Source organism: uncultured Tenacibaculum sp. (assembly GCF_947494125.1).
Classification (GTDB): Bacteria; Bacteroidota; Bacteroidia; order Flavobacteriales; family Flavobacteriaceae; genus Polaribacter.
Genome location: NZ_CANLTU010000014.1, coordinates 1 through 20,977, shown reverse-complemented (window position 1 = coordinate 20,977; position 20,977 = coordinate 1). Strand labels below are relative to the sequence as shown.

Genomic DNA, 20,977 nt, shown 5'->3' with positions numbered 1-20,977 from the left:
TTAAGTATTTAAAAGTAAAAGACATTATAAAATGAAAAAAATATTTTTAGTATTAATTACAATTATAGCAATTAGTTGTAGTTCAAAAAAAGAAGATCATTCAGGGCATGACCATGCTTTAGAAGAAAAAAATAAAGAAACAAAATCGGCTGTTATTGAAGAAGAGCACAACGAAAATGAAATCCATTTAACGAAAGCACAATTAGAAATAGCTAAGATAAAAGTAGAAAGTATAGCTAAAAAGAAAATTAGAGATAGAGTAGAAGTAACGGGTACTATTGAAGTACCTCCGCAGAGTAAAGCAACAGTATATGCACCTATGGAAGCATTTGTGTTTAAAACAGACTTGTTACCAGGAGACAAAGTTCGTAAAGGGCAAACAATTGCAGTATTGCAACATCCAAACTTTATAAAGTTACAATATGCATACTTAGAAGCTATAAATAATTTAAATGTAGCAACAGCAGATTATAATCGTAAAAAGATGCTATTAGAAAGCGATATTACTTCAAAAAAATCATTTCAAATTACTGAAGGAATCTATCGTTCAGCAAAGAGTTTAACAAGTAGTTATGCATCTCAATTAAAAATGGCAGGATTGTCACCTAAAACTGTAGCTAAAAATGGAATTCAACAATATGTTTACGTAAAAGCTCCAATTGAAGGCTATATTGTTGAAAATAATTTAAATAAAGGAATGTTTTTAGCTGCGAATAGTGAAATGATGGAAATTATAGATAATGATCATATGCATGCTGAATTGAATGTTTTTGGTACTGATATTACTAAAATTAAAAAAGGAGATGATTTTATTTTTATTCCATCTGGTTTGGATATAAAATATGAAGGATATATAAAATTAATTAGCCAAAAAGTAGATGAAAAAACTAAAACAGTAAACGTACACGGTCATTTTGAAGATGAAGAAAATCGTTTAAAATCAGGAATGTTTATCAATGCACAAGTCTTATTAGCAGGTAAAGAAGTTTTTGCTGTTCCAGAAGAAGCAATTATAGATAATGAAGGTGAAAGTTTTATTTTTAAGGCAGAGAGTAATGAAGAATTTATACCATTAGAAGTGACACTAGGGAATACTGACAATGGGTTTGTAGAAATAAAAACGATTCAGGATAATAACTTTAATATTAAAATAGTTACCAAAGGAGCACATTTCTTAAAAGGTAAATTACTGCAACAGGCAGGAGTAATGGAAGGACATGCACATTAATTAAAAAATAATTGAGGTATCTTAGGTTTTAAAAATCTAAGATACCTCAAACAAAATGCATCTTTATATAAATAATGATGTCAATTAAGAAACAAAAAACATGCCTGAAAAACATTCTAAAAATCAACATCATTACCACAAACATGAAGGTATATTGGGAGAGAAAACAGAACTTTATTTTGCAATTTTAAGTGGGGTATTTTTCTTTGCTGGTTTAATTATAGAGAAAGCAACTAATTTATCAGAAAGTTATGCTTTAATTAATTTTATAAGTGCTTTTATTTTTGGAGGTTGGTTTACAACTAAAGAAGCCATAGAAAAGATTCGAAAAGGACAATTTGAAATTGATTTTTTAATGCTTATAGCTGCTGTTGGTGCAGGTTATATAGGTAAATGGGAAGAAGGAGCCTTGTTACTATTTCTATTTAGTATAGGACATGCATTGGAAAATTATGCAATGAATAAAGCTAAAAAATCTATAGAAGCATTGGGTGAATTATCACCGAAAACAGCCTTGGTTAAAAGAGAAAATTTAATTATTGAAATAACTGTAGAAGAATTAAAAATAAATGATGTAATTGTAGTTAAACCAAATACAAAAATAGCAGCAGATGGTGTTATTGTAAAAGGAAGCAGTAGTATAAACCAAGCTTCTATAACAGGAGAGAGTATGCCAGTAGATAAAACAGCAGTTTTAGATACCAGTAAATTGCTAGATTTTGACAATATTGATACTGAAAATGTAGTGTATACAGGAACAATAAATGGAAACAATGTATTGGAGGTTAAAGTGCTAAAATTAAGCGTAGATAGCACTATATCTCGATTAGTAAAAATGGTGAGTGAAGTAGAGACTCAAAAATCACCAACACAGTTGCTTACTAAAAAGTTTGAAAAATGGTTTGTACCAATGGTAATCGTTTTGGTAATTTCTTTATGTTTTGCTTATTTAATAATCGATGAAACTTTTAATGAAAGTTTATACAGAGCAATTACAGTATTAGTTGCCGCGAGTCCATGTGCTTTAGCAATATCAACTCCAAGTGCAGTATTAAGTGGTGTAGCAAGAGCAGCGAAAAGTGGTGTATTGATAAAAGGAGGAAGGGCTTTAGAAGATTTAGGAAGTTTAACTACTATAGCTTTTGATAAAACAGGAACTTTAACAGAAGGAAAACCAAAGTTAACCAATGCAATTTCTTTAAATAATTTTGATAGAAAAGAGTTTTTAAATATAGTTCTATCAGTTGAGAGTTTAAGTAATCATCCATTAGCAAAAGCAATATCAAAAGATATAAAAGAACAATTTTCGATTGAAAATTCAAACAAAGCATCAAATATAAAAGCAATACAAGGAAAAGGTATTTCAGCAAACTATAAAGAAAAAAAAGTATTTATAGGTAATGAAAAGTTAATGACAGATAAAAACATTGCTATTTCAGAGGAAGTTGAAAATTCAATGAAAGAATTACTTCAAAATGGACAAACTGTAATGTTAGTAGCATATCAAACCGAACTAATTGGATTATTAAGTGTAATGGATGTTCCAAGGGAATCGGCTAAAAATACATTGAAAAGATTAAAAGAGATAGGTATTAAGAAAATGGTGATGCTAACTGGAGATCATCAAAATGTAGGAGATTCAATAGCAAAACAAATAGGATTAACAGAAGTAAAAGGGAATTTATTGCCAGAAGATAAAGTTGCAGCCATTCAAGAATTAAAATTGCGAGATACTAAAATAGCAATGGTTGGAGATGGAGTAAACGATGCCCCAGCAATGGCGAATAGTACTGTTGGAATAGCAATGGGAGCAGCAGGAAGTGATGTAGCCTTAGAAACTGCCGATGTAGCCTTAATGAGTGATAAAATTGAAAATTTACCGTTTGTAATTGGTTTAAGTAGAAAGTCAAAAACAATAATTAAACAGAATTTATGGATGAGTTTAGGTATTGTGGCTATTTTAATACCAGCAACTTTATTTGGATTTGCAAAAATTGGTCCAGCAGTATTAATTCATGAAGGTTCAACATTATTAGTTGTTTTTAATGCATTACGATTGTTACGCTATAATGAGAATTAATTCAGTATTTTTGAGATAAATAAAAATAAAAATGAATAATAATAGACAACAACTAGACTTTAAATTACCAAAGGGTATTTTCTTTATAGGGATATTAGCAGTAATAGGAATCATACTTTTTTCAAAATCAACAGTAACTATAAAATCTGGACAAGCCGGAGTTTTATATAAAACATTTGGAGGGGGAGTAGTAACAGATGAGCCAGCTTTGGGCGAAGGATTTCAAATTGTAGCACCTTGGAATAAAGTTTTTGTTTACGAAGTACGTCAACAAGAAATATTTGAAAAAATGCAGGTTTTATCATCTAATGGATTAGAAATTCAATTAGAAGCTTCGGCTTGGTTTCAACCACAAACAGAAAAAATAGGTTTGTTACATCAAGAAAAAGGAGAAAATTATATCTCTAGAGTTATTCAACCAGCTATTCGTTCTGCAGCTCGTAGTGTTGTTGGTCGTTATACTCCGGAACAATTATATTCTAGTAAAAGAGATGTAATTCAAACAGAAATTTTTGAAGAAACAAGAAAAATATTAGATAAGCAACATATTCAGTTAAATGAAGTATTAGTTAGAGATGTAACTTTACCATCAACAATTAAAGAAGCAATTGAACGTAAATTAAAACAAGAACAAGAATCTTTAGAATATGAGTTTAGATTAGTTACTGCTCAAAAAGAAGCAGAAAAACAAATAATTGAAGCAAAAGGTAAGGCTGATGCAAACAAAATTCTAAGTGCATCTTTAACAGATAAAATATTACAAGATAAAGGTATTGAAGCTACTTTGAAATTATCACAATCTCCAAATAGTAAAGTAGTATTAATTGGAGCTGGTAAAAGCGGAATGCCAATTATTTTAGGAAATCAATAAGTTTATAAAACTTAAGTAACAAAAAAACAGCTCAATTGAGCTGTTTTTTTGTTACTTAGAGATTGTGTATTAATCTCTTTTACGTTTTCTTCCAAATCCTGAAGAAGCATTGCTATCGCCGCTACTTCTTCTTGGAGAATTAGATCCGCCATCACTACTACGTCTTCTAGAATCTCCACCTCTAGAGCCTCTATGACCTCTATCGTTTCCACCACTTCTTCTTTTTCCACTGAATCCACCACCGCCGCTACGAGATCTTCTTCCGCCACCGCCACCACGGTTAGATTTAGTAATTTCAATATTAACAGATCTTCCGTTAAAATCGGGATCGTTAGAGCCAAAAGCGTCTAATGTTTCTTTTTCAAAGTTTTTGTCTATTTCAAAGAAAGAAAAAGTATCTAAAATATCAATAGCGCCTATTTCAACTTTATCAGCAATTTTTTGATCGTTAATTAATCCAATTAACGAAGCTGGATTCAAACTATCTTTTCTTCCTAAATTGATGAAGAAACGAGTCATGTTTTCATCATTAGATCTACCTCTAGAACTATCTCTAGATGACGATAAATCGTTTAAATCTGCAGATTTGTTGTAATAACTTAAAAATTTATTAAATTCTAATGAAACGAATTTTTGTATTAATTCTTCTCTAGTTAATTCTTCTAATTTCTCATAGATACTAGGTAAGAATTCTTCAATTTGTTCATTGTTAACCTCTGTAGCTTTTACCTTTTCAATTAAATGCATTAATTGATTTTGGCAAATTTCTTTACCAGTAGGTACTTTTTTAGCTTCAAATTTTTTCTTGATAATACGTTCAATCGAACGTAATCTACCTTTTTCTTTATTGTTTACTAAAACAACAGAAATACCTTTGTTACCAGCTCTACCAGTTCTACCACTACGGTGATTATAGTTTTCTATTTGGTCTGGTAATTTGTGGTTTATTACATGCGTTAATTCTGTAACATCTAAACCACGTGCAGCAACATCAGTTGCCACTAAAATTTGAATAGTTTTCTTACGGAATTTACCCATAACACTATCTCTTTGTTGTTGAGATAAGTCTCCATGTAACGCATCAGCACTATAACCATCTTTTATTAAGTTATTAGCAACTTCTTGTGTTTCTCTTCTAGTTCTACAGAAAATAATTGCATAAATATCAGTATTAACATCTGCAATTCTTTTTAAGGCTTGGTAACGTGTTCTTTCGTTTACTACATAGTATTGATGAGTTACGTTATCTGAACCTTGGTTTTTTTCTCCTGAAGTAATTTCAACAGGATTGGTCATGTAATTACGAGCTATTGCTTCTACTTCTCTAGGGAATGTTGCAGAAAACAATAAGGTTTGTTTAGTTTCAGGAGTAGCATCTAATACTTTATCTAACTCATCTTTAAACCCCATGTTAAGCATTTCATCTGCTTCATCTAAGACTAACCATTTTACGTTTCCTAATTTTAAAGCTCTACGATTAATTAAATCGACAGTTCTTCCTGGAGTTCCAACTACTATTTGCGCTCCTCTTTTTAAGCCTCTTATTTGTTCTTCAATATTAGAACCACCATATACAGTTACCACTTTTAAGTCTGGTATGTATTTAGAGAACTCTTTAATATTATTTCCTATTTGAACAGCAAGTTCACGAGTAGGAGATAAGATAATAGCTTGAGTGTTTTTATCTGAAGAATTTATTTGCTCGATAATTGGCAAACTAAATGCAGCAGTTTTTCCAGTTCCAGTTTGAGCGAATGCTTTTAAATCAGCCGTAGATGAAATAATTTGAGGAATTGCTTTTTCTTGAATTACAGTAGGCTTTTCATAACCTAAATCTGTTAATGCTTTATTGATAGGCTCTTTTAAGCCTAAATCTAAAAATGTTGACATATATACGTCTGTGTTCTTTTAGATTCACAGACGCCAGTATCTGTAAACCTGATTCTTATTTTGGACAATAGATTATATGGCTAATAATCTGGTAGTTAATAATCTAAATTTCATTTTATTTCGAAAATAAAATCGCGCAAAGATATAGTAATTTATATAAATCAAAGAAATTTATTTGATTTTTTGTAAATCACTGACTTGTAGGTTTATGTCTTTAGCAGATAAACTAGTATATCCATTTTTGATAATACCTTGTTTGTCAATGAGTATCATACGTGGAAATTTACTTGAAGAAAAATTACAAACAGCACTTTTATTAGGTAAGGTGTATTGATATTTAATATCAATGTTTTTGGTATATCTTTTTGTGTCATTGCATAAGTTCACAACAACAAAGCTTGTATTAGGATTATTTTTTATTAAATAATTAATACGAGAAGATACCCACTCATCAGAGGCATACTTGTAGTTTTTTAGTAAAATAACTGCGCTTTTCCCTTTTATAATTTGAGAAATGTTTTTTATTTCTCCGGTAGCATCAATTAAGTCAAAAGGTGGAATTTTATCACCTGTATTTAATAATTTAAGATCATTTTTTAAGCGTTGAATATTTTTCTTTTGATTGATATTAGTATTCAATTTAAAAAAGGTGAAAAAAGCTTCATTCTTATTTTTTGGATCATTAAAAAAACGGCGAACTAAAGTATTGTATAAAAGTTTGTTTTTTATTTCTTCAGAAGATATTTGTGAATCAATATTATTTAAAAGGTCAACAGTAAAGTTTTCGGGAGTTGAATTTAAATTTTTAAGATAAACATCATTATATAATTTGTCAATAACAAATCTATAATATGGGCCATAAAAAATTAAAGAATCTTTTTTAGAGTTGGTGTTTTTGCGATAGGCAAAATAAGAATCAACTAATTTTTCAGGTGTATTCTTAGCATAGTTGTCAATGGCGTATTTTTCTTTGTAATTATAAATAGGATATAGTAAAGCTATGTTAAGTATTTCAATAAACTTTTCAGATAAATTATTGTTATTCTTTTTGTATTTGTCTACAATGGCTTGTCTTATATTTTTAATTGAGTCAATTTTTTTTATAAAATCTTCTTGAGGTAGTTTATAAAGCCTTGAAATATATTTTTCTTCTTGCTCGTTTTGTAAAAAAGACTCAATTAGAATATTATTTCGCTCTGCATTATCACCACTAAAAACTAAGGATTCATCAAAGTTCCAAGTATTTAATCGAAAAAGTAAACTATCTTTTGGTTCAAGATAAACATATTGATGTTCTGGTCCATGTTTAAAAAAGTATAATCCTTCTTTTAAATTCTTATAAGTACCTATGAAGCTATTATCTTTTTTTAAATAGATAGTATCATTAAAATTGTAATTATCAGAAAGTGTTACATAACTACATTTAGGATTAATAATTTTGCCTCCAAAAAAAGTAGATTTTGGTGCTTTTGAATCATTACATCCAATAAAAATAATTAATAATATATATATGTAATTTCTAATCATGTTCTTGTTGTTATCTTGATAAAGATATAGTGTTCAAAAATAGACATCTCTATATAATCAAGCTGTTAATTCGTTGTTAAAAGAATTAAAAGCGTCAAAAGTAAGATGTTAAATATTTCTTTGCAAATTCTTTTTGCATTAGTATATTTTTTACTTTTGCACGGAATTTAAAAAAATATAAATGTTATCAGTTTCTAATTTATCAGTTCAGTTTGGTAAACGTGTTTTATTTGATGAAGTGAATACTAAATTTACTCAAGGAAATTGCTACGGGATTATCGGAGCAAATGGAGCAGGGAAATCTACTTTTTTAAAGATTTTATCAGGTAAGCAAGATGCAACATCTGGTCATGTTCATTTAGAGCCTGGAAAAAGAATGTCAGTTTTAACCCAAGATCATTATGCTTTTGATGAGTATACTACTTTAGAAGCTGTTTTAATGGGAAATAAAGAATTGCATAAAATTAAATCAGAAATTGATGCTTTATATGCTGATTATACTGATGAAAATGCAGAAAAAATAGGAGAGTTACAGGTTCGTTTTGAAGAAATGGATGGTTGGAATGCCGACTCTGCTGCAGCGACACTTTTATCTAATTTAGGAATTAAAGAAGCAGATCATTATACATTATTAGCCGATTTAGAATCTAAAAAGAAAGTACGGATATTATTAGCTCAAGCTTTATTTGGTAATCCTGATGTGTTAATAATGGATGAACCGACGAATGATTTAGATTTTGAAACAATCGCTTGGTTAGAGAATTTTTTAGCTAATTTTGATAATACAGTAATCGTCGTATCGCATGACCGTCACTTTTTAGATGCGGTTTGTACACATATTTCTGATATTGATTTTGCGAAGATTAATCATTTTTCAGGAAACTATACGTTTTGGTATGAGTCTAGTCAGTTAGCAGCAAAACAGAGAGCACAACAAAACAAGAAAGCAGAGGATAAAAAGAAAGAATTAGAAGAATTCATTCGTCGTTTTTCGGCAAATATGGCTAAGTCTAAACAAGCTACTTCACGTAAGAAGATGATAGATAAGCTAAATGTTGATGAAATTAAACCTTCTAGCCGTCGTTATCCAGCAATTATTTTTGATAGAGATAGAGAAGCAGGAGATCAGATATTAAATATAGAAGGATTGTCAAAATCTTTTGAAGGAGAAGCTTTATTTGCTAATGTTGATATTAATTTAAATAAAGGGGATAAGGTAGCTATTATTTCAAAAAATTCTAAAGCAGTGTCTACTTTTTACCAAATTATTTCAGGTAACGAAGAAGCTGATTCTGGAAAATACAATTGGGGAGTTACCACAACACAATCATATTTACCATCAGATAATTCATCTTTTTTTCAAAACGGTGAGTTAGATTTAGTAGATTGGTTACGACAATATGCTCAAACTGAAGAAGAAAGAGAAGAAGTGTTTTTAAGAGGTTTCTTAGGTAAAATGATTTTTTCAGGAGAAGAAGCTTTGAAGAAAAGTAATGTATTGTCAGGAGGAGAAAAAGTACGTTGTATGTTATCTCGTATGATGATGACTAGAGCTAATATTGTTATGTTAGATGAGCCTACAAATCACTTAGATTTAGAATCTATTCAATCATTAAATAATTCTTTAATCAATTTCAAAGGAACAGTATTATTCTCAACTCATGATCATGAGTTTGCACAAACAGTAGCAAATAGAATTATTGAGATTACACCAAAAGGGGTAATTGACAAATACTCTACATTTGATGAGTATTTAGGAGATCCTAAAGTAAAAGAATTAAGAGATAAAATGTATTCATAAATAAAAAAAGGGAGCTAATTAGCTCCCTTTTTTTATTCAATATTAATAATATTTTTTGAGTTTTATTATAGTGTAAGAACTTTTTATTTAGGTTAGTTTCCGCGTTTTATTCAAAAAAACTAAAAACATTTCCACCATAACGTTTATCATAACTGTGTTTTGGATGTTCGGTTAAATCAGTATGCTTAGAATGTTCTATAACCAAAATTCCTTCTTCGTTTAAGAGTTCTTTTTCAAAAACAAGATCAGCAATTTTTAAAAATTGAGAAGCTTCAAAATCATAAGGAGGATCTGCAAAGATCACATCAGATTTTAAAGGTGTTTTCTCTAAGAATTTATAAACGTCACTTTTATAGGTGTTTATATTAAAATCAAGTTCTTTAGAAGTTTGATTTATAAATTTAATACATCCATAATTAGCATCTACAGCATAAATTGTTTCTGTACCTCTAGAAGCAAATTCATAACTAATATTACCTGTACCAGCAAATAAGTCTAATACAGAAATGTTATCGAAATAATAGGTATTATTTAAAATGTTAAATAATGATTCTTTAGCCATGTCAGTCGTTGGACGAACAGGTAAATTTTTTGGAGCTGAAATTCGTTTGCTTTTATGTTTTCCTGAAATAATACGCATTAAGAAACTAGAATAAAGTTAGTATGTTTAAAAAAATCTGTACTGTTAGTAAAAAAACTAGAATTTGAGTTTATAAAATTAATATTACGAACATAATTATAAGTAATATCATATAATTCCGATTCTTTTTCAATATCACCAATAAAAGTTAATTGAAATTTATTAGGATCCATTTCTAATTGTTCAGCAGTAAATAAAATGTAATAAATGAAATCTTCTTTTGTTTGAAAAGAAAAAGAATTATGAAGTTTTAAAGTACCTTGTTCAAAAACAATAATATCTATTTGATTTATAGATACGTGGACAAAAAAAAGTTGCTTAGGATTCTTTTCAGAATAACTTAAAAGTTTATCTATTAATACTGTAGAATGATGCTTAAATTCAAATTCTCCAAAATTTTGAAATAGATAATTGTTAATATTAACGTAAGGAATATATACTGTATGAGCATCCATTTTTTCTAAGGAATCATAAGTAATTAAATCTGTAGAAAGTGTTTTAACAGTGTATTTTAAGTAAGAATCTAAATTATTTCTATCAAAATATTTATTAGGAACTAGTGTAGATAAATTATTTTGATGAATCGCAGAAATAGAAATAAAATCCTGTTGTAAGTCTTTATCAATAGCAAATATATTAATGATTTCATTTAATAATACTTCAGGAGAAGTCAATGGCGTATCAAAAATATATTGGGTAAAAAGAATTGGTTCTTTTGTCTCTGAATTAAAAATACAAAAAGAAAATCCATCCAAACTAAATTGGATGGATAGATTCTTATGCTGCGCTAATGCGCTTATTTTTTTACTCTTTTTTTGCAAGTGCTTCAGCTTTATCGTAGTAAGGAGGCCAGTTACCACCAGTAGTTACTTCGTCTAAAGATCCAACAGAAACAAATTGACCTTTAATTTGATCAGTTTCAATTGCTTCTAATTCTTGCTTTACTAAAGAACGACTCATTCCTTTTAAAATAGAAGCTTTATCTGCTTTTACTTCAAAAACTGGAACTAATAAACCTGCAACTTTTTCTACTTTTCCTGTAGCTAATTCAAATTGCTTATCAGTACCAGGAACATTAAACATTCCTTTATAGTCTTTTCCTTCAAAATATTTCATCACAGGTTCATAACCTATTGTGTCAATTTGTTTTTTAGAAATCGTAATTTTAATTCCACCACCTCTATCAACTTCTTCTTCAACATTTTTAGTTTCTGTTAAAGCTAATTGACCGTTTTCTATAAAGTTAATTAAAGAATCTTTACTATCTGTATAGGTTCTATGAACTTCTTTATATTTTACTTCCGCGTCACGAATTAATTTTAAATTCTCAATAACTTTAGCGTATTTTACTTTTTTGTCTTTTGCAAAATTAATAGGCTCCATAATACCTCCGTAAATTTTATACACTAAAAAAGCAGTAACAGCTAATAATAATATAGATATTAACCATCTCATTTTCAGTGGTACAAACTTAACGATAAGGAAAGCTAAAAGAACTGCAACCACAACAGCTGCTAAAATCATTAATAATAAATTCATTTTTTTTGTTTTTAATATATGATATACGCAAATCTACAATTTTTTTTCATTCATGAAAATAATTATCTATAAATACATTTATCTTTGAGCATTATTTGAAATATGATAGAATCAGCACCCAATTTTTATAAAGAAATATTACAAAAATTTCCGTACCAACCTACTCAAAAACAAAGTGAGTTATTAGATGCTTTAACGCATTTTATATTTGATAACAATAATCACGCCCTTTTTTTGCTAAAAGGATATGCTGGTACAGGGAAAACAACAATTATAAGTACTGTGGTACATAATTTATGGAAAACAGGAAAAAAAGCAGTGTTATTAGCTCCAACAGGACGTGCAGCCAAAGTAATTTCAGGATATTCAAAAAAACAAGCATTCACGATACACAAAAAAATATATTTTCCTAAAAAGCAAAGTAATGGAGGTGTAAGTTTTGTAATGCAGCCTAATAAACATACAAATACGATATTTATTATTGATGAGGCTTCAATGATATCTGATGATCGACAAAATGCGAAACTATTTGAAAATGGATCATTATTAGATGATTTAATATCATATGTATATTCAGGTAAAAACTGTAAAATTGTTTTTATAGGAGATACCGCACAGTTACCTCCAGTTAAATTAACAATGAGCCCTGCTTTAGAAGCAGATAATCTTTCGTTTCAATTTAATAAGGAGGTAACAGAGATTGAATTAGATGAAGTAGTACGTCAACAAGAAGACTCTGGAATATTAGCAAATGCTACAGATTTACGTTTGTTAGTTCAAAATGATGCGACTCATTTTAAGTTTGATGTTAATTTTGCTGATATTATTCGATTAGAAGATAGTTATGATATTCAAGATGCTATTACTACGGCTTATGACGGTGATATAGGAGTAGAAGATACAGCGATTATAGTTCGATCAAATAAAAGAGCAAATCAATATAATCAACAAATAAGAACGACAATTCGAGGTCAGGAAAACGAAATATCAACAGGAGATTATGTAATGGTAGTAAAGAATAATTATTTCTGGTTAAAAGATTCTTCTTCAGCCGGTTTTATTGCTAATGGAGACATTTGTGAAGTAATGCGTATCAATTCAATAAAAGAACTCTATGGATTTAAATTTGCTGAAGTTGAAATTCGTATGATTGACTATCCTGATATGAACCCTTTTGAAACAGTATTACTTTTAGATACACTTTCTAGCGAAAGCCCTTCTTTAACCTATGAAGAGTCAAATAAATTATATGAAGCTGTAAAAGAAGATTTCGCTCATGAAAAATCTAAGTATAAACAGTTTATGGGAGTAAAGAAGAATAAGTATTTTAATGCCTTACAAGTAAAATTTTCCTATGCTATGACTTGTCATAAATCGCAAGGAGGGCAATGGAATACTGTTTTTATAGAGCAGCCATATTTACCTGATGGTCCAAGTGTTGAATATTTAAGATGGTTATACACAGCAGTTACAAGGGCACAAGAGAAATTATATTTAATTGGTTTTAAGGATGATTACTTTTTGAATTAAAAAGTGTTAGCATTTTGTTAATTTGATAGAATCTCTGACTAAAAAAGTTACATTTGTTAGCCAATCAAAACGTTAAAAATGTACAAAAAAACACTTTTTTGTTTTTCTTTTTTATTGATATCTATATCAATAACAGCACAAAAGCCTCAAAAATTATCATCAAATCAGATTTATGAAAAAGTTCAGAAATTAAACTTTTTAGGCTCTGCATTATATATAGCTGCACATCCTGATGATGAAAATACTCGATTAATAGCTTATTTAGCAAATCATGAAAAAGCAAGAACAGCTTATTTATCATTAACGCGTGGTGATGGAGGTCAAAACTTAATAGGTCCAGAAATAAGAGAACTATTAGGAGTTATACGAACACAAGAATTATTAGCGGCTCGTAGAGTTGATGGAGGAGAACAACGTTTTTCTAGAGCAAATGACTTTGGATACTCTAAACATCCGGACGAAACTTTAAAACTTTGGAACAAAGACAAGGTGTTAGCCGATGTAGTTTGGGCAATTCGTACATTTAAACCAGATGTAATAATCAATCGATTTAATCACAGAACCCCCGGTACAACTCATGGGCATCATACATCTTCAGCAATGTTAAGTGTAGAAGCTTTTGATTTGGCTAACGATAAAAACAAGTACTCAAATCAATTAAAAAGCACAAGCATATGGCAACCTAAACGATTGTTTTTTAATACTTCTTGGTGGTTTTATGGAAGTAGAGAAAAGTTTGCAAAGGCAGATAGAAGTAAAATGTTAAGTTTTGATGTGGGAGCTTATTATCCATTAAAAGGATTATCTAACAATGAAGTAGCTTCCATAGCGAGTAGTCAACATTTATGCCAAGGATTTGGACGTTTAACAACACGAGGTACTCAAACTGAATATGTAGAATTTTTAAAAGGAGATTTCCCTAAAAATAAAAAAGACATATTTTCTGGAATAAATACCACATGGAATAGAGTAGAAGGTGGTGGAGATATAGGAGATATTTTATATAAAATTGAAAAGAATTTTGATTTTGTAAACCCGTCAAAACATCTTCCAGAATTATTAAAAGCTTACAAGCTAGTTCAGAATTTGAAAGATGAACATTGGAAGAATATAAAAAGTAAAGAGTTAAAAGCTATTATTAAGGCTTGTGCAGGACTATATCTAGAAGCATCTGCAAATACATCAAGTACAACACCAAATAGTGTAGAAAGTATTAATTTCGAAATTTTAAATAGAAGTAAATTTTCTATGGAATTAGCATCTATAAAGGTGCTTCCTGAAGGAAATGTGATACAAAAGAATTTAGATTTAGCTCCAAACTCAAGAAAAAACTTTAAAGAAAATATTACTATTGGTTCGTTAGAATATTCTTCGCCATATTGGTTAAGCTCTCCTTGGGATTTAGGTATGTATAAGGTTGCAAATAAAAAAGTTATTGGAAACCCAGAAACTGAAAGACCAATACAAATACAATACAATTTAATAATAGAGAATGAAGCAATTTCATTTACTATTCCTGTAGTACATAGATATTCTGAAAGAGATAAAGGTGAAATCTATGAGCCTTTTGAAGTATTACCTATAGTTACAACTAAACTAAAAAATAAAGTAGTTATATTTTCAGAAGAACACTCACAAAAAGTTTCTTTAGAAGTGCGTTCGGGCGCTAAAAATGTAGCAGGAACTGTTTCTTTACAAGTTCCGAATGGCTGGGAAGTTTCACCAAAAGAAATAGCGTTTGATATTGAACAAAAAGGAGATGTACAAGTAGTAGATTTTAAAGTAATACCACCTAATGAACAATCGGAAGTAGTTTTAAAAGTAATAGCTAAAGTAAATGGAAAATTGTTTGATAAAGAGTTAGTAGAAATTAACTACAATCACATACCAAAACAATCAATATTATTACCATCAGAAGCAAAAATGGTACGTTTAAATATAAAAAAAATAGGTAAAAGAATTGCTTATATTCAAGGTTCTGGAGATGCTGTACCAGAAAGTTTGCGTCAAATAGGATACAATGTTATTGAAATTAATCCAAAAGATATTAACGATAAAAATTTAGAAGATTTTGATGCTGTTGTTGTTGGTATACGTGCTTATAATGTTTTGCCTGAATTACAATTCAAACAAAAATATTTGTTAGATTATGTAAAGAATGGTGGAAATATGATTGTACAATATAATACAAGTAGGAGAGTAGATGTAAAGGCACCTTTTGAATTAAAATTATCTAGAGATAGAGTTACTGATGAGGATGCTAAGGTTACAGTATTAGCAAAAAATCATTCGTTATTAAACTATCCTAATAAAGTTTCTGATTCTGATTTTAACGGTTGGGTACAAGAGAGAGGACTGTATTTTCCAAACCAATGGGGTAAAGAGTTTACGCCTATATTATCTATGAATGATAAAGGGGAATCAACTAAAACAGGAAGTTTATTAATAGCTAAATATGGAAAAGGTAATTATATGTATACAGGGTTAAGTTTCTTTAGAGAGCTGCCTGCAGGAGTTTCTGGAGCTTATAAATTGTTTGCAAATATGTTATCGGTAGGAAAAGAAGAAAATAAAAAGACTGCAATTAAGATGTAGTAAATAACGAATTATAAAACAAAAAAGCTTGCCAATGGAAAGCTTTTTTGTTTTTAAAGTATTTTTTCCTTTTAAGATTCTTTTGTTAAATAGATTTTTATTTAGCCCACCAAAGTTTAGTGTCAAGGTTGTCAGGCCCTTGAGCTGCTATAGCACTATCATAGTTTACCTTATTAATATTAGGAGTTGTGGTAGCATATGCTTGTCTTTGAGGAATATCAGTACCTTGTAATAAAATTGCAGGTTTTACAATTGTACTAGGACCACCAATTCTTCTCCATTCAGCCCAAGATTCATAGCCTTGCATAAATAAAGCTACCCATTTTTGTTCTGCAATTGATTGCATTCCAGTATACGGAAAAGCATCAGCAAAAGTATTCGCATCTGGAGTAGGAACATTCCATTGTTTCATAGATTCTTTTATACCATTTCTAAAATAAGTTTCAGCATTGCCTGTCATCCAACCAAGTTCAACAGCTTCAGCCATAGAGAACTGTATTTGTGCAGCTGTAAATATGATACCAGGAGCAGTTCCGTTATAAATAATATCTTTTGTAATAAAAGAAAAATTATCAACTAAATCATTACCACTTCCATAATCAGCACCGATAAATCTAGTGCCACTACCTGCGGAAGCGCTAGTAGCTGGGTCTGAATATTTAGCTAATCTAGGATCTTGAGGAGCTGTATCTGAACCAGTTCCTATCATGTAATTAACAATAACATCAGACATTAAATAATCTTTACGAGTCTCAAAAGCATCTTGCCAAGGATTATCATTATTATCATCAGATAAAAAAGTGTAATAAATATTATCACTTGATTGTTGAATAGCACCAGAAATAGCTTCGTTGAATTTAGTTTTAGCATACCCCCCTAATTCAACATCTCTTTTAGATAAACGAAGAGCCATAACAGCTTTTAATGTATTACCAAATTGTTTCCATCTTGCCATGTTACCATTGAATAAAATATCTCCTTGTGGGACTCCTGAAGTTGTTATTTTAGCCAAAACAGCATCGATTTCTGAAATAAGTCCTTTGTAAACAGTTTCTTGTGAGTCTAAAACGGGCTTTTTTAATTCAAGACCTTTAAGTGCTTCTGTATAAGGTATCCGTCCCCATCTATCAGTCATAGTGTGTAAAAAATATACGCGAGCTAAAGTAGCTGCAACAAGAGTGTTTATTGAAGCTGGAGCTGTACTAGTTTTATTTATTTCAATTACAGTTTTAAGGTCGTTTAAAGGATTAGCATATAACCTGTAGTATGACCAGTTTAAGCTAACATATCTACTTTCATCAGGATATTGCCCGTTAGCTACATATTGGCTGTAAAGCATTGGAGTTTTTTGAGTAACCTGAGTACCAATCTCTCTTAAAGCATTAGCTAGTAGTCCAGAGCTAGAAGCTATAGAAGATTCGTTTGGATTTGTATTTGTATCTCCAAAATCTACAGTTTCACAACTTGTTAGTAAGGTGCCAATAAGTACGAATAATAGAAGTTTATTTGTTCTTGTTTTCATTGTAATAAATTTTAATTAAAATGTAAATTTTGCATTTACGCCAATCGAACGAGCACTAGGCATTTGACCGTTTTCAATATAATTATATGAATCTCTACCTTCAATTTCTGATGGATCAATTCCTTCTATATCAGATTCTATTAACCAAACATTATTAGCGAATATTCCTAAATTGATATTGGTAAAAGGAGTTTTTTCTAAAATAGTACTTGGTAGATTGTACTCAAATCTAATGGTTCTAAGTTTAATATATGTTGCATCATTAATATACTCTTCATGAACATTTCTTAAATTAGTTCTCCATAGAACATAAGGATTTACTAAGAATTGTTGAGCATTGCCGTTGGCATCAACACCTGACGTTAATTGTCCTCCAGAATCAGAATTTGCATTAGTTAGATTAACAGACCATGCAGTACTTTTAGTACCTGTGATAGTATTTCGTATAGGGTTTCCTAAAGGATTATTTCCTACAGTTTCAATACCTTGCCCTCCATAATTACTATATCTTCTTGTAACTCCATAAAACTTACCTCCAAATTGGTAATCAAAACCAAAAGATAAGTTAAAATTCTTGTAAGAAAAATTAGTTGTTAACCCACCAGTAAAATCGGGTAAAATTGAACCTAAAAATTTATTAGTATCATATTCATATAATCCATTAGCAGCAAGTATTTTATTTCCATTAGCATCACGTCTATATGCATTGCCATAAATGGCTCCCCATTCTTTTCCAATACGTTCTTGTAATTGAGGCCCCCAGCTGCTTAAAATATTAACATCTACACCATCGGCAATATAATTAACAGTTTTTTTAAGAGAAGCGATATTAAAATCTATATCCCATCTAAAGTTTTCTGTTTTTACAGGTATTAAATTTAAAGATAGTTCAAAACCTTTAGTGGTTTGTTTGCCATCATTACTATAGAAACCTGTAATTCCAGTAGAACCAGGAATCGTAACCCATGAAGGAAGTTCTTCATCTTTTCTGTTAAAGTAAGTTACATCTATACCAATTCTGTTTTTTAAGAATTTAAGTTGAATACCAAATTCTGTTTCTTTTTTACTTCCACCTCTTAATAGAGGGTTAATTCCTGCATTTGGTACTGATGATGTTCCAGTTGAACCATAAGGGTTTCCGGTAGTGTATGTTTGAGATAATGCATATGGGTTTGGGAAATATGGAGCTTCTGCTAATCCTATTCTTATTTTACCAAAAGATAAAGTCTCATTATTTTCTATTAATTTAGAAAAGACAAAAGAACTAGAGATACCGAAAGAAGTAATTTTATTTTTATCAGGGTTTGCTGTAGAACCCCAGTCATTTCTATATGTACCTTCTACAAAAAATAGATCTTTATATCCTATAGAGAGAGAAGAAAATAAAGCTTTTCTTTTTGTTTCTATTTTCCCTCCAGCATAACCGGGTCTATCTACAGATGTAGTAATACTATAAAAGCCTGGCGTTGTCATACCTCCAACAGTTTCAGATTCGCTGTACCTATAAATTTGGTTGGTTATTTCAAAACCAGCATAAGCAGAAAAATCAAAATCATTTAATTTTTTAGAGTAGTTAACAATACCAGTAACTTCATCTTTAACATCGCTTGATACGCTTTCTTGATACCATGGATTTCCTGAGTGGTTAGGATTTAAACCTCCCCAAGCGGCTCTGTCGCTATAATTATAACTATTGTAAGATTTTTTAAAAAGTATATCAGCATTCAAATCATCGTTAAATTTATAATTTGCACCAAATGATCCATATAAGCTGTTTTTAACTTGCTCGTTTAAGTTTTCATAGATTTCAAAGTAAGGAGAATCCCAGTATAAAGGTTTTAAATTTGTAGGAGATGATATGTTCCAAGAATAAATGTCTCCATTTTGTTTATAATTTTTTAATCTTTTAATATCTAATTGTCTTTGCCACCATTGGTTAAAATTAGACCCTAAGTTACCATAGTTATTATCGGTATCGTTTTTGGTATACCGATTTGTGTAATTTGCATTAACTCTAAAACTTAATTTTTTATTAATATTGTAGTCTGTGTTAACGCTAACAGTAAGAGTACTGCGTTTTGTGTTTTCTAAAATTAATTCTTGATCAATTTTTGTCAGAGTAGTTCTAATATTATAATCTTCTCCGCCTTTTAAGAAGCTTAAAGAGTTATTTTTAGTGACTCCTGTTTGATAGAAATCTTTAACATTGTTAGGGTTTGCTTCCCATGCTCTTAATTTTCCATATTCATTACTTCCTGGTATCCAAGAATCCCAATGACGCACCATTTGCCCTTTTAATTTAGGTCCCCAAGATTCATCAGCAGAATAGGTAGGAATATTTTGCCCGTTGTAATCTGTAAAGTACCCAATGGCATTCGTATATCTTTCAGGATGTCCAACAGGTTTCCCATCATTAGCATAACCACCACCATATTCATTTTGATATTCAGGCATTAAATAAACATTAGAAAAAGCAACACTTGTACTAAATTCAATTGAAGATTCCCCATTCTTTGCCTTTTTTGTTGTAATTACAATAGCCCCGTTTCTACCTTCTGGACCATATATAGCTGTTGCTGCTAACCCTTTTAGTACGGTCATAGACTCAATATCTTCAGTATTAACATCTGACCTTGCATTTAATTTAATTCCATCAACAACATATAATACATTGCTTTCTCCCCTTAATCTTATATTGGAGTTTTTAAAAGTAGAACTGGGTTGACCAGTAAATTGAATCCCTGCAACTTTACCTGCTAAAGCTGTGCTAATATCTGTCTCTTTTGTTTTAGTAAGATCTTCCCCTTTTACGGTTTGTTGAGAGTAACCTAATGCTTTTGCTTCTCTTTTTATACCTAATCCTGTAATTACAACTTCATTAAGGACATTTCCGCTTACCATAGTTAAATCTATTTTGTTAGTAGATTTAATATTAATTTCAACAGTTTTCATTCCTATAAAACTAAAAATAAGAACATCTCCAGTTTGAGCTTTAATAGTGTACTTTCCGTTAAAATCAGTTTCGGTTCCAATAGCTGTCCCTTTTTTTATAATATTTACTCCAGGAAGAGGGCCTGATTCATCAGAAACAATTCCTGAGATAGTTCTTTCTTGTGCCAAAGTAATTTGAACAATTAGTGCTAAAATTAGCGTTAAAACTCCATTAAAATTTGTTTTCATTTGCTGTTTTTTTCGTGTTTAGAAATCAATATAAAAGTGGATCATTATTTAAATATGTCTATAGATTAAAATTGATTTTGCGTTAAAAATTATATGTCATTTATGCTACTCTGATTGAATAGTATATGATATAATTTGAACCAATTATAATTAAAATAAATGCTTTTATATAGGGGGGATTAATAAACGGATACTTTAACGTAATAAGCGGTATGAAATGCTGATTAAAAGGAAAATAAGTTTATTTTAATGTTTGTTGTAGTGTCGTATTTACTAATAGATGGTTGTTAGTAGTATATATTGAGGAAGATATTTCTCAGGGTTTTTATAAAATGTTGCTTTTTGTTCTGCTGATGTAAAATAATAGATTATGTTTTTATAATTTGATTTGAAATTTTTATTTCCTTCCTGTGCTAACTCTAAATTTAGGTATGAAGTTTTTATAAACACATTTTGGTAAGAGCTTTTTAATCATAAGTTTTGCTTAACACAAGGTATTAATGCAATATTTTATAAAAATTTTAGTAAACATAAGATGTTGATAGTTTATTTATTAAAAGTTTTGCTTAACACA

At 29.9% G+C, this 20,977-nt stretch carries 13 protein-coding genes; 6 read left to right on the top strand and 7 right to left on the bottom strand.

Annotation, left to right across the window (positions count from 1 at the left end; genetic code table 11):
* Positions 1–31 precede the first annotated feature (31 nt).
* The 3 genes from Q0881_RS15860 (at position 32) to Q0881_RS15850 (ending at position 4,179) form a co-directional block, all read left to right on the top strand.
* On the top strand, positions 32–1,228 hold the full coding sequence (locus Q0881_RS15860; protein WP_299162399.1) for an efflux RND transporter periplasmic adaptor subunit: 1,197 nt from the start codon (positions 32–34) through the stop codon (positions 1,226–1,228).
* A gap of 100 nt (positions 1,229–1,328) precedes the next feature.
* A complete protein-coding gene (locus Q0881_RS15855; RefSeq protein ID WP_299162397.1) occupies positions 1,329–3,308 on the top strand; it encodes a heavy metal translocating P-type ATPase in 1,980 nt (659 codons plus the stop codon).
* Between the two features lie 31 nt (positions 3,309–3,339).
* Positions 3,340–4,179 carry a prohibitin family protein gene (locus Q0881_RS15850; RefSeq protein WP_299162395.1) on the top strand — a complete coding sequence of 280 codons (840 nt, stop codon included), beginning with the start codon at positions 3,340–3,342 and terminating at the stop codon, positions 4,177–4,179.
* A gap of 69 nt (positions 4,180–4,248) precedes the next feature.
* On the opposite strand, the gene Q0881_RS15845 is transcribed toward Q0881_RS15850, so the two are convergent.
* The gene (locus Q0881_RS15845; protein WP_299162392.1) at positions 4,249–6,069 is read right to left on the bottom strand and encodes a DEAD/DEAH box helicase; all 1,821 of its coding nucleotides are present in this window, start codon (positions 6,067–6,069) and stop codon (positions 4,249–4,251) included.
* Positions 6,070–6,240: 171 nt separating this feature from the next.
* The gene (locus Q0881_RS15840; protein WP_299162390.1) at positions 6,241–7,596 is read right to left on the bottom strand and encodes a hypothetical protein; all 1,356 of its coding nucleotides are present in this window, start codon (positions 7,594–7,596) and stop codon (positions 6,241–6,243) included.
* A 181-nt stretch (positions 7,597–7,777) separates the two neighbouring features.
* Between Q0881_RS15840 and Q0881_RS15835 the strand changes: the two genes are divergently transcribed.
* The gene (locus tag Q0881_RS15835) at positions 7,778–9,397 is read left to right on the top strand and encodes an ATP-binding cassette domain-containing protein (RefSeq protein ID WP_299162388.1); all 1,620 of its coding nucleotides are present in this window, start codon (positions 7,778–7,780) and stop codon (positions 9,395–9,397) included.
* 106 nt (positions 9,398–9,503) lie between these two features.
* On the opposite strand, the gene Q0881_RS15830 is transcribed toward Q0881_RS15835, so the two are convergent.
* The 3 genes from Q0881_RS15830 to Q0881_RS15820 are packed head-to-tail and all read right to left on the bottom strand — an operon-like array spanning position 9,504 to position 11,576.
* Positions 9,504–10,037 carry an RsmD family RNA methyltransferase gene (locus Q0881_RS15830; RefSeq protein ID WP_299162386.1) on the bottom strand — a complete coding sequence of 178 codons (534 nt, stop codon included), beginning with the start codon at positions 10,035–10,037 and terminating at the stop codon, positions 9,504–9,506.
* Positions 10,037–10,858, bottom strand: a complete 822-nt coding sequence (locus tag Q0881_RS15825) for a DUF3822 family protein (RefSeq protein WP_299162384.1) — start codon at positions 10,856–10,858, stop codon at positions 10,037–10,039. Before Q0881_RS15825 ends, Q0881_RS15830 begins: the two co-directional genes overlap by 1 nt.
* Positions 10,842–11,576, bottom strand: a complete 735-nt coding sequence (locus Q0881_RS15820; RefSeq protein ID WP_299162382.1) for a hypothetical protein — start codon at positions 11,574–11,576, stop codon at positions 10,842–10,844. The genes Q0881_RS15825 and Q0881_RS15820 overlap by 17 nt, the downstream gene beginning before the upstream one ends.
* Before the next feature lie 102 nt (positions 11,577–11,678).
* On the opposite strand from Q0881_RS15820, the gene Q0881_RS15815 reads away from it, so the two are divergent.
* Together Q0881_RS15815 and Q0881_RS15810 are read left to right on the top strand one after the other, a co-directional pair.
* Positions 11,679–13,106, top strand: coding sequence for an AAA family ATPase (locus Q0881_RS15815; protein ID WP_299162379.1), 1,428 nt, complete (start codon positions 11,679–11,681; stop codon positions 13,104–13,106).
* A gap of 78 nt (positions 13,107–13,184) precedes the next feature.
* Entirely contained in the window at positions 13,185–15,701 is a 2,517-nt protein-coding gene (locus Q0881_RS15810) for a PIG-L family deacetylase (RefSeq protein WP_299162377.1), read from the top strand.
* A 97-nt stretch (positions 15,702–15,798) separates the two neighbouring features.
* Here the strand turns inward: Q0881_RS15810 and Q0881_RS15805 are convergent, their stop codons facing one another.
* Both Q0881_RS15805 and Q0881_RS15800 read right to left on the bottom strand, forming a co-directional pair.
* Positions 15,799–17,223, bottom strand: coding sequence for a SusD/RagB family nutrient-binding outer membrane lipoprotein (locus Q0881_RS15805; protein ID WP_299162375.1), 1,425 nt, complete (start codon positions 17,221–17,223; stop codon positions 15,799–15,801).
* Positions 17,224–17,238: 15 nt separating this feature from the next.
* The gene (locus Q0881_RS15800) at positions 17,239–20,403 is read right to left on the bottom strand and encodes a SusC/RagA family TonB-linked outer membrane protein (protein ID WP_299162372.1); all 3,165 of its coding nucleotides are present in this window, start codon (positions 20,401–20,403) and stop codon (positions 17,239–17,241) included.
* Between the last annotated feature and the right edge of the window lie 574 nt (positions 20,404–20,977).